The sequence below is a fragment of the Myceligenerans halotolerans genome (assembly GCF_054782975.1).
Genome location: NZ_BAAGRL010000027.1, coordinates 49,314 through 61,473 on the forward strand (window position 1 = coordinate 49,314; position 12,160 = coordinate 61,473).

At 67.2% G+C, this 12,160-nt stretch carries 13 protein-coding genes; 8 read left to right on the forward strand and 5 right to left on the reverse strand.

Going from position 1 to position 12,160, the window contains the following annotated elements; genetic code table 11:
* Nucleotides 1–101: 101 nt before the first annotated feature.
* The 3 genes from ACYVK5_RS18155 to ACYVK5_RS18165 are packed head-to-tail and all read left to right on the forward strand — an operon-like array spanning nt 102 to nt 1,920.
* Nucleotides 102–482 carry a helix-turn-helix domain-containing protein gene (locus ACYVK5_RS18155; protein ID WP_460707360.1) on the forward strand — a complete coding sequence of 127 codons (381 nt, stop codon included), beginning with the start codon at nt 102–104 and terminating at the stop codon, nt 480–482.
* Nucleotides 479–1,309, forward strand: coding sequence for an ImmA/IrrE family metallo-endopeptidase (locus ACYVK5_RS18160; protein WP_460707361.1), 831 nt, complete (start codon nt 479–481; stop codon nt 1,307–1,309). The genes ACYVK5_RS18155 and ACYVK5_RS18160 overlap by 4 nt, the downstream gene beginning before the upstream one ends.
* Entirely contained in the window at nt 1,306–1,920 is a 615-nt protein-coding gene (locus ACYVK5_RS18165; RefSeq protein WP_460707362.1) for a PIN domain-containing protein, read from the forward strand. The genes ACYVK5_RS18160 and ACYVK5_RS18165 overlap by 4 nt, the downstream gene beginning before the upstream one ends.
* A 269-nt stretch (nt 1,921–2,189) precedes the next feature.
* Here ACYVK5_RS18165 and ACYVK5_RS18170 read toward each other — a convergent pair whose 3' ends face one another.
* Nucleotides 2,190–3,131 carry a hypothetical protein gene (locus ACYVK5_RS18170; protein WP_460707363.1) on the reverse strand — a complete coding sequence of 314 codons (942 nt, stop codon included), beginning with the start codon at nt 3,129–3,131 and terminating at the stop codon, nt 2,190–2,192.
* A gap of 355 nt (nt 3,132–3,486) precedes the next feature.
* Here ACYVK5_RS18170 and ACYVK5_RS18175 point away from each other — a divergent pair, with 355 nt between their 5' ends.
* The 3 genes from ACYVK5_RS18175 to ACYVK5_RS18185 all read left to right on the forward strand — a co-directional run bounded on the left by ACYVK5_RS18175 (nt 3,487) and on the right by ACYVK5_RS18185 (nt 5,293).
* Nucleotides 3,487–3,849: an excisionase family DNA-binding protein gene (locus ACYVK5_RS18175; protein ID WP_460707364.1), complete on the forward strand. Its 363-nt coding sequence runs from the start codon at nt 3,487–3,489 to the stop codon at nt 3,847–3,849.
* Nucleotides 3,846–4,490 (forward strand): PIN domain-containing protein, encoded by a 645-nt coding sequence (locus ACYVK5_RS18180; RefSeq protein WP_460707365.1) that lies wholly within the window; start codon nt 3,846–3,848, stop codon nt 4,488–4,490. The genes ACYVK5_RS18175 and ACYVK5_RS18180 overlap by 4 nt, the downstream gene beginning before the upstream one ends.
* Before the next feature lie 323 nt (nt 4,491–4,813).
* Nucleotides 4,814–5,293 carry a PIN domain-containing protein gene (locus ACYVK5_RS18185; protein WP_460707366.1) on the forward strand — a complete coding sequence of 160 codons (480 nt, stop codon included), beginning with the start codon at nt 4,814–4,816 and terminating at the stop codon, nt 5,291–5,293.
* 104 nt (nt 5,294–5,397) lie between these two features.
* On the opposite strand, the gene ACYVK5_RS18190 is transcribed toward ACYVK5_RS18185, so the two are convergent.
* Nucleotides 5,398–5,940, reverse strand: coding sequence for a hypothetical protein (locus ACYVK5_RS18190; protein ID WP_460707367.1), 543 nt, complete (start codon nt 5,938–5,940; stop codon nt 5,398–5,400).
* Nucleotides 5,941–6,129: 189 nt separating this feature from the next.
* Here ACYVK5_RS18190 and ACYVK5_RS18195 point away from each other — a divergent pair, with 189 nt between their 5' ends.
* Nucleotides 6,130–7,485: an ATP-binding protein gene (locus ACYVK5_RS18195; RefSeq protein ID WP_460707368.1), complete on the forward strand. Its 1,356-nt coding sequence runs from the start codon at nt 6,130–6,132 to the stop codon at nt 7,483–7,485.
* A gap of 89 nt (nt 7,486–7,574) precedes the next feature.
* Here the strand turns inward: ACYVK5_RS18195 and ACYVK5_RS18200 are convergent, their stop codons facing one another.
* The 3 genes from ACYVK5_RS18200 to ACYVK5_RS18210 form a co-directional block, all read right to left on the reverse strand.
* On the reverse strand, nt 7,575–7,805 hold the full coding sequence (locus ACYVK5_RS18200) for a hypothetical protein (RefSeq protein ID WP_460707369.1): 231 nt from the start codon (nt 7,803–7,805) through the stop codon (nt 7,575–7,577).
* Nucleotides 7,802–9,037, reverse strand: coding sequence for an IS256 family transposase (locus ACYVK5_RS18205; protein WP_460707370.1), 1,236 nt, complete (start codon nt 9,035–9,037; stop codon nt 7,802–7,804). The genes ACYVK5_RS18200 and ACYVK5_RS18205 overlap by 4 nt, the downstream gene beginning before the upstream one ends.
* Before the next feature lie 324 nt (nt 9,038–9,361).
* Nucleotides 9,362–10,066: a class I SAM-dependent methyltransferase gene (locus ACYVK5_RS18210; protein WP_460707371.1), complete on the reverse strand. Its 705-nt coding sequence runs from the start codon at nt 10,064–10,066 to the stop codon at nt 9,362–9,364.
* A gap of 305 nt (nt 10,067–10,371) precedes the next feature.
* Between ACYVK5_RS18210 and ACYVK5_RS18215 the strand changes: the two genes are divergently transcribed.
* Nucleotides 10,372–11,634 carry an ATP-binding protein gene (locus ACYVK5_RS18215; RefSeq protein WP_460707372.1) on the forward strand — a complete coding sequence of 421 codons (1,263 nt, stop codon included), beginning with the start codon at nt 10,372–10,374 and terminating at the stop codon, nt 11,632–11,634.
* Nucleotides 11,635–12,160 lie beyond the last annotated feature (526 nt).

Genomic DNA, 12,160 nt, shown 5'->3' on the forward strand with positions numbered 1-12,160 from the left:
CGCGTGTCGATTCAGCGGGCGCGCGATGGAGGGCGCATCCACGAACGGCAGGAAGCTCGAACTTCGGGGCGTGTCAGTCCCACCCGCTAGACTGAATCACATTGAGAAACCTGATTCAGGAGGTGGTTCAGGTGGGTGCACGGATAGGCGCGGCCATCGAGAGCGCCCGCGAGGCTGCTGGGCTGTCGCAGCGAGCGCTTGAGGATCGCACGGGCATCTCGCAGGCGACACTGAGTCGCATCTTCTCTGGCAAGCGCCCGGCGAAGATGACCGAGATCATCTTGATCGCCGACGCGGTCGGCTGCACGGTGGCGCAGCTGACGGGTACGGCCGTTGCCGACCGGGTGCGGTGCGCGGCGCGCGCGACGAACGGTTCGGGCATGGAAAAGATGCGCCAGCGGCTCCTACACTTCATCGAGTTGGACGCCTACCTCGATGACCAGGGCATTCCCGAGCTTCCGGCACGGGGAGGCCGGGCATGACGCTGGAGCAGGAAGGCGAGAGGGCAGCCGCGGCATTCCGCGAGGAGCATCGCCTGGGGGAGCAGCCGTTGGGCGATCTCGTCGCGCTCATCGAACAAGCCACGGGTTGCGATGTCGCCGTGCTCGACGCGGGACCTGACGAGCACGGTCTGACGATGCGTGATCCCGCGCGTGGCGTCGCCTTCATCGGCGTTGCGCGGACCCGTAACCCCATGCGGCAGCGCAGTACCTTGGCCCACGAACTCGCACATGTGGTCTTCGGCGACTGGACCGAGGGCGAGTCCCTTGGCGAGCGTTCCTCCGAGGAGATCAGGGCAGACGCGTTTGCCCGGCACCTGCTCGTGCCGGGCAAAGGGCTCCGACTGTTCCTCGGGCGACGGGTGGGCCTGACCGAGGCCGACCTGTCTGCCGTCGTGCAGCGGTTCCTCGTGTCTCCGGCGATCGCAGCGATCGCGCTCTGCGACTCCGGGTACATCGACGCCGTGACCAAGCAGGAATGGATGAGGTTCTCGACGCCCCGGCTTGCGACCCGCTTCGGCTGGACCGACCAGTACCAGTCGCTCCAGAACGACGCCGACCGTACCCGCGCACCGCAACGCCTGCTCACTCGTGCCATCGTCGGCTTCAGTGAGGGCGTCGCGACGGTCCAGGCCGTCGCCACCCTCAGGGGAATCAGCGCCGAAGCGGTCGCCCACGAGTTAGCGGAGGCCGGTATCGCACCGAAGGAGCACGAGCCGTCCTGGATGGCGGCGTCCGAGCTGCCCCAGATCGTCGTGGACCTCAGCGACCTGGACGACGAGGAGAAGATCGAGGGCGCCGACGAATGAGCCAGCGCCCCATCATGGATGCCGGACCCGGTATCAACTTCCTCTCGCTCAACAAGGAACGGCTGCTTTTCGGCGCTCTGGGGGCGCTCTGCGTTCCCGAGGCGGTAGAGAGCGAAATCCTCCGCAAGGCGCGTCAGGATCAGCGCTTCGCAGCTGCCGAACGAGTTTGGAAGAAGCTCCCCGAGCGCCTCATGGAGGTGCTCTCCGACGACGTGACCGAAACGTTGGCAGCGGCCGTCCAGCGCATCAGCGGGGTCCCGTTCGATCAGCGTGTGCGCTCCGGGAAGGATCTCGGCGAGACCATGGTCGTCGCGCACGCCGCTGTGGCAGCCGAGGCCGGGGAACATGTCATCGTCCTCATCGATGACGGCGGAGGATGCCGTGCCGCCGCAGCCGAAGGCCGTCGTTTGCAGCGGCTTCAAGCGGCCGGCAAGGCGGTGGGCAGCATTCGCCTCATCCACACCCTGACCGTGCTCGAGCGCGCCGCAGGTGGCGAGCACCTGCCTGACAGAAGCGCCATGCGGGACCTGTACGGGAGACTGCGGAACCTGGACGATGGGCTCCCGCCATTGGCCACCACGAACCTCCTGAACCTGCCCTGCTGGCAGTAGCAGCCAGGGTCGGTGACGCTCGCCGTGCTGTGCGACATCGCAATCTTGGACCACGGCATCAACGTGGAGGAATTGCCCGAACCGGTCAGGCTGGCGGAGCGGGGCTGGTGATTGCCGTCTGACCGGAGCGAGCGCCGGGGAGCGGTAGCTCCCCGGCGCCGCTTGTGTGCTGGGCGTCGTTCCTGGTCGATCCTGGACGATGGCATCTCACCTGATCTGGCAAGCGACTGAACTTCGCAAGGACCACGGCGGCGGTCGTCCTGGCGGGATCAGTTCGTTGTCTTCAGTGTTTCCGTGTGGGCTCCTCGTCGGGCTGCTGGCAATGCGCCGCTCGCCTGGACCCACGTGGCCCACCACGTGGTGCGATCCATTTCCGCAGCGGCTGCCGCGGCCCAGGCCGGGTGGGTGAGCGTCTCGTCGAGCGAACCGCGGACCATGGCCCTCTCGTCGGCAGAGTATCCGAGGTCTGAGGGTTCACGGGAGCGCACGACATGGGCGAGGGTAACTGCGACCCGGGCCCGTTCGCCGGTGGGTTCCTGCAGCGCGAGGTGTCGGGCGTATGCGGCAAGCACAGCCGGAGATGGCGGGTACTGGGAGAGGTCCGTGCCCATGCCTCTGGCACCGGCCATCGCGCTGAGCAGGCGACCGGTGTGGTCGATCAGTTGGTCGTCGACTGCTGGCCGGATGATTGCTTCGTGCAGGCTCGTCGCGACCGCGACCTTGCCCGCGAAGTAGGCGTTGAGAAAGTCCCCGTCGCACGCGTGGCGAAGCAGCCAGTCCCGGTGATGGTGCGCACGCGCGCACAACCCTTCCACGTAGTACACCCGTCCCCAGCCGGACGAGCGGTGGGCGAGCCAGACCAGGCTCTCGTCACCATCCCGGACCCGCGCGAGTGCCTCTGCCGCGAGCGGGGCGAATCGATCGGAGAGTAGGCCGATGGTTCGTATGCGCTCGATGTCGTCGGTACTCGGTCGGGCTGTGAGGAGCGCCAGGCCGATGGTCGTTGCGCAGCGGTCGCGCCCATGCTCGACGAGCCACCGACCCGTCCGTCGCACTACGTCGGTGTTCGCGCGCAGAGCGACCGACCGGATGTGTTCGTTGGAGTGGATCGGGATGTCCACGGCGTGAAGTGCGGCCTCGACTCGGCCGAGATCGCTGTGCGGGTCTGCGAGGATTTTGGCGAGCAGGTCCGCCGCGGCTGCACCACGCATGAGCGGGTCACGCGGACCATCGATCCGGCGGTTGCGGTGAACAGCGTCGTCCGGGAACGGGTAGCCGTCTCGTGGCAGCGGCGCGTCGGGGTTCTCGCCGTGGAGGTGAACTGCGTGCTCGAACAGGGAGAGCGGCCCGGGGTCCTCAGGTTGATCCATGTTCACGCCGTGATCCTACGAGCGATGGTCTACCGTCCAACGGTGGTAGCTCCCGTCGGTCAGGAACCGACGACGGGATCGGCGGCTCGGGCGGAGCGTAGCGCCACCTGATCCTTCGTCGGGTATGTCGCCTTGCGGCGAAGGATCGATGGCGCCTATCGTGAGGCGTTGCAGTTAGTGCAGATGGGAGTCTGGGATGAGTGATCTCCTCGCGCGGGATGCCGCCGCTGTACATCATGCCCTCGAACGGGGTGGTGACGACGTGTCACTGTCGATCCACCGGTCCACGGCCGAGCTTGTCGCTGTCCTTCTCGACGCGCGGGCCCACGGGGTGCCGGAGGAGGTGACTCCGACACGGGCCGCGGAGCTGCTGGGGGTGTCCCGTCCGCACGTGCGGCGGCTTATGGACCGGGGCGAGCTGCCGTTCCGGATGGTCGGCTCGCATCACCGGCTGCCCCTGGCCGCTGTCGAGGCGTTCCGGGAGCGTGAGCGTGCCCGGCGGGCCGAGGCGCTGGCCGATCTGGCCGAGCTTCAGAACGAGCTGGGTCTGACGGAGTGACCGCCCCCGACCGGCCGCGGGTGGTCCTGTCCGACGCGAACGTTCTGTTCTCCCGTGTCCTGCGCGACTACCTGCTCTACGCCGCCGACCGGGAACTCATCACGATCCTGTGGAGTGACACGATCCTGGAGGAGATGACCCGGCACCTCGTCGGCAAGGTCGACGGGTTCACCGCCGCTCAGGGTGAGCGGCTGGTCGCCGGGATGAACCGTGCCTACCCCGGCGCGCTCGTCGAACTCAATGAAGCGTCCACAGCCCGGGTCGCGGCGTTGCCCCTGCCGGACGAGGACGACCGTCACGTCCTGGCTGCCGCCGTCGCGGGTGACGCGGAGGTGCTGTGCACCGCGAATCTGAAGGATTTCCCGGTCGTGGCCGTCAACGAGCTGGGTTTGGAGGTGCGGCACCCCGACGAGGTGCTCATGCGGCTGGTCCGCCGCCGTCCGATCGAGATGCTGGCCGTGCACCGAGTCTGTGTCGAGTGGCTCAAAGGTGCGACCGACGAGTCGACGATCGCGGCCCTGCGCCGGGCGGACGCGCCACGGACCGCCGACCTCATCGAGGCGCTCCTAATCGACGATGCGCGAAGCCGGCAAGCGGCGGCCGAGTCGTCGAGCGAGCTGGACGAACTGGGGTTCCGGTGAACCACGGCCGGAATCTGTGATCGTAGAGGTCCCACGTCCATCCGACGCCGCAATCTTGAACCACGGCATCGACGTCGAAGAATCGCCCGAACCGGTCAGGTTGGCGGAGCGGGGCTGGTGAGGTTCTGCCCCAAGGGCGTCGATCTGCCTTGATCGAGTTGAAGAGGCTCCGCGGACTTCGTGTCCGCGGGGCCTCTCTCAGCCAGTCATTGCCAAGTACCGCTGATTTGACAGTAGGAACGGTTGGAGGCCGTGGCTGCAGCGGAGAGTCGTAGCGAGGCGGAGATCGAGAACGGCCTGCTTGCTCAGCTCGGTCTGGCGCTGTGAACGACGGGCCGCGGCCGACACCGCCGCGAGAGATCGACCTGCGCCTCGACTCTTCTGTTGTCTGCACCCTCATTCTTCAGGAGCGTGGCTGGGATGCGATTCACCGCACGATCCAACGTCCCGAGGTCAACGGCTACCTTCCGGGACCGGTGCTGACGGAGACCATCGCGGTCGTCCGCCGGAAGGGGAACCAGAGCTCGCCCGAACAGATTCGTCAGGCCCTGCTGGCCCTTGGAGTCAGCGTGTTGCACCCGACCGACGAGGACCTGGTACGGGCTGCCGAGCTGATCGAGGTCTCGGACGACAACCCCGGACCGCAGCCGAAGTATTCGGACCAGGAGGCGACGCTCTCGCTGGGCGACGCGATGATCCTGGCGATCACCGAGGGCCGTGGTTACAAGGTTCTGACCCGGGACACCTACTGGAAGTGGATGGCCGACGAGAAACTCCTCGATATCGGCGTCATCGTTCCGTAGACCCGGAGCGTCAGCTACACCGGATTGACTGACCGTCAGGCGCCGTAGGTCTCGCGTAGCCAGGCCGCGTCGGCGGTTGCCTGTGTCTGGGCGGCGCGTTCGTGCTAGAAGAGAGCGGTCGTCTTCTCCAGGTGGAGTGTGTAGGGGCGTCCAGTCCGGATCGTGATCGCTCGGACGGGCAAGTCCGTCCGCCGGAACTGCGATTCCAGGTGGTCGCGCTCGCGCTGCTTCCGGGCCCAGTCGATGTTCTGCCGGTCGCGGGCGGTGAGGAAGCCGGTCAGGCTCTGGCACAGGCCGCAGGCGCACCGCGGCGTCCAGGCGATCGACCAGTCGTCGCTCGCCCGTGGTGCACGCTCGGCGATCGCGGCGACCCGGGGCAGGACATGTGCCGCGAGGGCCTTGGCGAGGGGCGAACGGCTCAGGGTGTCCTTCCGCAGAGCCGGGAGGCATGCCTCCAGGACCGTTGCGGGCATCTCGGCGAGATCCGTCAGGATCTGTTCGCCCAGCACTCCGTCGGCCACGGACAGCAGGTGGGCCAGCTGGTCGCCGAGCTCTGCCAGCCTCGGCCGTCGGTCCTTCGCTCGCTCGGAGGGTAGCCAGGCTTCGATGCCGGCACGTACCCAACGCCAGGCTGTCGCGGTCACCACGTCGGCGAGCAGGTCGGCGTCGGCCTCACGCAGGGAGGTAGCTGCCGGACCGAGGTGCTCGATGATCCAGCCGGGGGTCTCGTTGTCGGGCCAGCTGGCAGTCCAGAGTCCGGCCAGCGAAGTGCTCCAGGCGGTCCGGTGGACCGTGGCGGCTGATGACAGTGCCGTAGCGCGGCAAGACAGCCAGCAATGGGGCGGCAGAACGACCAAGGAGTGCGCGGCAAAACAGCCAGCGCCCCGGCGGCAAAACGGCAGTCACTATGGGAGGATCCTCCCATGAGTACCCGAGGAGGCTCCGTGAACAGTACGTTTGTGCCCCGCCGTGCGGCTGAGCCCGTGGGGGATGCGCTTGCGGACACGCGTGTCGTCCTAGTCAATGGCGCGCGCCAGAGCGGCAAGAGCACACTCGTGCGACGGATCGGAAAAGGGCACGGCGCTGACTGGTACACGTTGGATGACGCTGACACCCAGGAGTTCGCCGCGAAGGACTCGCGGAGCTTTGTTCGGCTTGCCCAGCGGATGATCATCGACGAGGTGCAGCGTGTCCCGGCGCTCCTTCTCGCCATCAAGGCGCTGGTCGACGAGGAGCCGGATCCCGGGCGGTTCCTGCTCACCGGATCGTCGCGCCTGCTGGCGATGCGGGACCTGCCCGACACGCTCGTGGGACGGATGGAGACGATCGAGCTGTGGCCGCTGTCCCAGGGGGAGATCGATGGCGCGCCGGACGGGTTCGTGGACGCCGCGTTCGACCTGGGTCCTGAGTTGCGTCATGAGTCATCAGTGGACCGCAACAGCTACATCGAGCGGCTCGTTCGGGGCGGGTTTCCCGACGCGGTCCGCCGCGCGCCGACCCGGCGAGACCAGTACTTCGAGTCGTACGTCGCCGACATGATCAACCGCGATGTCATGCAGGTGTGGGACATCGAGCGTGGTCGGGAGATGCACGCACTGGTCCGGCTGCTGGCGGCCAGGTCTGGCCAGATCGTGGTTCCGGCGTCCTTGGCGAACGGTCTGGAGGTGTCGGCGCAGACCGTGCGCCGCTACCTCGCGCTGCTCGAAGAGGTCTTTCTGATCAAGCAGATCCCGGCGTGGACTCGGAATCTCAACACGCGCAGCATCGCAAAGTCGAAGCTTGCCTTCGTCGACTCCGGTGTCGCGGCGGCCTTGCTCGACCAGGATGCCTCGCGGCTGCGGAAGCCTGGCAGCCCGCTGGGTGGCCTTCTCGAGGGGTTCGTGGCGATGGAGATCGCCCGCCAGCTCACCTGGTCACGTACCCGCGCGGAGCTGTTTCACTACCGGACACGGGACCAGGTCGAGGTTGACATCGTCCTGGAGAACCGCCGGGGCGAGGTGATCGCGATCGAGGTGAAGTCGTCAGCGACACCGTCGACCGAGGATTTCCGCGGCATCCGGCACCTGCACGAACGGGTCGGCGACGATCTGGTCGCGGGCTACGTCCTGCACGCGGGACCGCACACGCTTCCCTTCGGCGACAAGTACCGGGCGGTCCCCATCAGCGCACTCTGGGAGACCGTATCTGCATGAGCCTGCGGATTGGGCGGGGAACATCGGCTTCGGTCAAGTCCCAGGGTGTGGTGTAACCGTTTCGTGATCATTCTTGTGGGTGGGTTGGTTTAGAAGGGTGTTTCGCCGGTTAGGTACCAGTGCTCGACGATGTCGGCCATCCGGGTGGCGTGGGTGGTGATCTCGTCGGGGTCGGGTCCTTGCCGGTCGGGGTTGATGGTGCCGTCGGGCAGGTAGAAGTCGGGCGGGTGGGGTGCGTAGTTCCCGTTCTCGTCGTGCCGGCCGGTGTAGCCGCCGGCTTTCAGGATGGCGAGTTCGTCGTAGTAGTCCTTCCAGGTCATGCTGCGTCCTCCAGTTCCGGGGTGGGGCCGGTGGCCGGGTCGCCTGTGAGGTTGCCGGCCATGGGTCGGGGAGCGCGGGTGCGGGCGATGACGTCCAGGCCGAGGTAGCGGCGCGCTTCTGCCCATTCGTCGTGTTGCTCGGCCAGCACGGCGCCGACCAGGCGGATGATGGCGTCACGGTCGGGGAAGATGCCCACGACGTCGGTGCGGCGCCGGATCTCGCGGTTCAGCCGCTCGTTGGGGTTGTTGGACCAGATCTGCCGCCAGATCTCGCGCGGGAAGGCGGTGAAGGCGAGCACGTCGGCGCGGGCGGCGTCCAGGTGAGCGGCGACCTCGGGGAGCTTGTCGGTCACGGTGTCCAGCAGCCGGTCGTACTGGGCTTCGACTTCGGTGGGGGTGAGCTGGTCGTAGACCGAGTGGAGCATGGCCTTGACGGCCGGCCACTGGGACTTGGGGCAGGTGTCCATGAGGTTCTTGGCGTAGTGGGTGCGGCACCGCTGCCAGGCAGCTCCCGGCAGGTTCGCGCCGATCGCGTCGACCAGACCGGGGTGCGCGTCGGAGGTGACGAGCATGACCCCGCAAAGGCCGCGGGCGACCAGGTCGGCGAACAGGGCGTTCCACGCCGTCTTCGTCTCGGCGGTGGCGACCCGCAGACCCAGGACCTCCCGGTGCCCGTCGGCGTTGACGCCAGTGACCACCAGCACCATCGCGCTGGTGACCCGTCCGTCCTCGCGCAGCTTCATCGACAGGGCATCCGCCGCCAGGAACGTGAACGGCCCGGACTCGTCCAGCCGACGGGTGCGGAACGCAGCGACCTGTTCGTCCAGGTCCTTGGCCATCCGCGAGACCTGCGACTTGGACAACGAGGTGATCCCGAGCGTGCCGACCAGCTTGTCCATCCGCCGGGTGGAGACCCCGGCCAGGTAGCAGTCCGCCACGACCGTGATCATGGCCTTCTCGGCGCGCTTGCGCCGGTCCATCAGCCACTCGGGGTAGTAGGAACCCTGGCGCAGCTTGGGCACCGCCACGTCGATCGTCCCGACACGAGTGTCCAGCTCCCGGTGCCGGTACCCGTTGCGGGAGTTGACCCGCTCGGCCGACGCGCGCCCGTACTCCGCGCCGCAGACCGCGTCGATCATCGTCGACAGCAAGTGCCGCATCAGGTCCGGAGACGCCCCGGCCAGGGCCTCGCCCAGAACGCCGGCAGGGTCGACAATATGAGGTGCGGTCATCGTGATGCTCCGTTCGAGAGTGCTTGAGACGTTCACTCGAAGGATCACGCGGTGGCCGCTTCACGTCCTGCTGGACGATCACGCCGACCGCGTTACACCACTATCCGGGACGCAACTTCGGCTTCGCCGATCAGCCTGCTCACGTCACCTGCGAAGCCCGGCGCCGCCCGCCGACGGGGCGTGTCAATCTTGGGCCACGGCATCAACGTGGAGGAATCGCCCGAACCGGTCAGGCTGGCGGAGCGGGGTCGGTGACGGCACGCCGCCGGCCCGGAAGCTGAGCGGGAGGCCCCGCGGACCTCGTGTCCGCGGGGCCCCTCCTTGTCATACGCAGATGCAGAGCTGAAGGGGCGCGTCGACGGCAAACGGGCCACAGGACCAGTCACCGAAGCGTTCGACAAGCTCAAGGCCGCTGAGGGAGAGGAGCAGTGGCAGTTCCTGCGGGAAGATGCTCCTGATCTCGAGCGGTAAGACGACGAAGTCGGGTTCGGAGTCGGTCGAGAAGTACCAGGTCCCGCGTGTCACCTGCGCAGCCGCATCGTAGGTCTCGGCGACATCGATGCTGACGCTGCCCCGGTCAGGGTCCGTGAACGACAACGACTTCCGGGTGCGTCGTACCCCGTCGGCTTCGGCAAGCAGCCGCACGCTCGGGTTGAACACATTGAAGACGAACCTCGCTCCAGGTGCCAGGTGTCGGCGAACCGACCGGAAGCAGCTCACCAGGTCCTCGGCCTCGTGCAGATGCAGCAGAGAGTTGGCGGCGATGAACACGTAGTCGAAGGTGCGGCCCAGATCGAAGGACCGCATGTCGCCCTGGATCCACTCCACCGCGACACCGCGCTCGTCCGCCTTGCGTCGAGCCTCGGCCAGCATGTCTGCCGACAGGTCCAGACCCACGCAGTGTTGCCCGCCGGACGCGATGGGGGTGAGCTTGTTCCCGGTGCCGCACCCGAGCTCCAGCACGCTGCCGCCGTGCCGGTTGGCGTCGGCCCGGTAGAAGTCGACCGACGGCCCACCGCCCGGGAACATCAGGTCGTACAGCCTTGCGTTCGAGTAGAACGCGTCACTCTGGTTCGGGGGCTGTCGGCGACTCGCGTCGCGAGCCTACTGACCTTCTCCCCAGGAGGCCGCCCCTTTTCGTTCTCGTCGGCCGTCTTTCGAGTCACGGTCGTGTTCCGCTTCTGTCTCGCGAGATGCTCGTGTGCTGAGCGCAGCTGACGGCGATCCGCTTCGTGCGAAATCAGCGACATCAGTGTTGCAGAACAGCGGCTTCGTCCCTGCAGAACAGCGGGTTTGCACTTGCAGAACAGCGGCTTGGGAGGTGTCATGGTGTTGTGACCACGAACGACATGCTTTCCCGCCATGCTCTCCCGTGGGCGAAGGAGCTCGTCAACTCCTTCCCCGCTGTCGTCGTCGAGGGTGCGCGACAGGTGGGCAAGAGCACTCTCGCCACGATGCTGGTCGAGGGCTCGGAGCGCCCGGCCCGCTACCTCACCCTGGACGACGACGTGCGGCGGGCCGCCGCCCGGAACGACCCAGAGGCCTTCGTGAACCAGATCCCGGACGGGCTGCTGGTCATCGACGAGATCCAGCGCGCTCCCGAACTGCTGCTGCCGATCAAGGCGTCCATCGACCGGCACCGTATCCCGGGCCGCTTCCTCCTCACCGGATCGGCCGACCTGCTGCGGCTCGAACGGACGCCGGACTCCCTCGCGGGCCGAGCCGTCACACTGCCGCTGCGGACCTTGAGCCAGGGAGAGATCAACGGTCGACTCGATGATTTCGTGACCCATTTCCTCGCCGGGGTGGATCCGTTCGACGTCCGCTCGACCGTCTCGCGTGAAGACTATGCGAATCTGCTTGCAGCGGGTGGATATCCGGAGGTCTTCCGACGGTCGCCGCGACTACGCTCGGCCTGGTTCGACGGGTACATCGACCGCATCGTCCAGCGTGACGCCCGTGATGTCCGGCGCCTCGTCGACGGCAACCGCCTGGCGACTGTCCTGCGCCTGGTTGCGGCCAACCAAGCCGGCGAGGTGGTCCGGGCCCGTCTCTCGCGGGATGCCGACATCCCAGAGACCACCGTGACCGCTTACCTCGACCTCGTCGAGACGCTGTACCTCGTCGAGAGGATCCGCCCGTGGACGGGAAACCTCACGACGCGTCAGACCGGCAAGGCAAAAGGGCTCGTCACCGATTCCGCGCTCGCGATGCACCTCTCGGGAGTCACGGTTGCCCGTGCTGCTGCTCTCGTCGGTGGTGGCGAGCTGCTGGGGCCGTTGCTCGAGGGGCTGGTGGTCTCCGAGTTGCGCAAGCAGCAGACCTGGAGCGACACCCGGTACTCCGTCTTTCACTACCGCGAGACGTCGGGCGTCGAGGTGGACGTCCTCATCGAGCTCGACGACGGCCGGGTCCTCGGCCTCGAGGTGAAAGCGAAGCAGACCTACAAGCCCGAGCACTTCCGTGGTCTGCAGCGACTTGCAGAGCGTTTGGGCGACAGGTTCCTGGGCGGTGTCGTCCTGGGTACGGCGGATCAGGGGGTGCGGTTCGGCGAGAATCTCGTCGGGCTGCCCATCGCATCGTTGTGGGAGCTCTGACTGGGTTACCTGTCGATCCGGGGTTTGCCCGGGGAGCGCGTCAATCTTGAACCACGGCATCAACGTCGAGGAGGAGCCGGAGCCCGTGCGTCTGGCCGAGCGGGGCTGGTGACAGACGTCTCGGCGCGGCCGTCCGAGCTGGCCGGCCGCGCGCTCAGACACTTCCAGGACAGCTGACGGCCTCGGCAGCAGACGGGGAGGCTCCACGGACATCGTGTCCGCGGAGCCTCCGTCGTGTCATAGGTGCACGGCGATCAAGAGCTGCCGGTGGTGCAGCGCGGCCGAGTGAGGATGGCCAGTGGCAGCGACCTGATTCGCGCTCTTGCCCGAGCCGCCCCGGTCCTCCGGGCCGCTGACCCGCGGCGCGGTTGCCCGTCAGGGCATGAAAGGACCTGCGAGGCGATTTCCCTTCGCCGGCATTGTCCGGATCAGGTCGTGGGGGTCGCCAGCTGGCCTTTCGACCTTCTGGCCTCTCAGCCTCTCGGCTCCCTCGCCTGTCTCGCAGGCCGGTTACTACGCTACCCCT

Excerpts from the sequence above, each read along its gene's own strand:
- ACYVK5_RS18210 (WP_460707371.1), bottom strand. The coding sequence starts at position 10,066 with ATGTTCCCGGGCGGTGGGCCGTCGGTCGACTTCTACCGGGCCGACGCC.
- ACYVK5_RS18175 (WP_460707364.1), top strand. The coding sequence starts at position 3,487 with ATGAGTGATCTCCTCGCGCGGGATGCCGCCGCTGTACATCATGCCCTC.
- ACYVK5_RS18160 (WP_460707361.1), top strand. The coding sequence starts at position 479 with ATGACGCTGGAGCAGGAAGGCGAGAGGGCAGCCGCGGCATTCCGCGAG.
- ACYVK5_RS18195 (WP_460707368.1), top strand. The coding sequence starts at position 6,130 with ATGGGGCGGCAGAACGACCAAGGAGTGCGCGGCAAAACAGCCAGCGCC.
- ACYVK5_RS18200 (WP_460707369.1), bottom strand. The coding sequence starts at position 7,805 with ATGACCTGGAAGGACTACTACGACGAACTCGCCATCCTGAAAGCCGGC.
- ACYVK5_RS18165 (WP_460707362.1), top strand. The coding sequence starts at position 1,306 with ATGAGCCAGCGCCCCATCATGGATGCCGGACCCGGTATCAACTTCCTC.
- ACYVK5_RS18205 (WP_460707370.1), bottom strand. The coding sequence starts at position 9,037 with ATGACCGCACCTCATATTGTCGACCCTGCCGGCGTTCTGGGCGAGGCC.
- ACYVK5_RS18170 (WP_460707363.1), bottom strand. The coding sequence starts at position 3,131 with ATGCGTGGTGCAGCCGCGGCGGACCTGCTCGCCAAAATCCTCGCAGAC.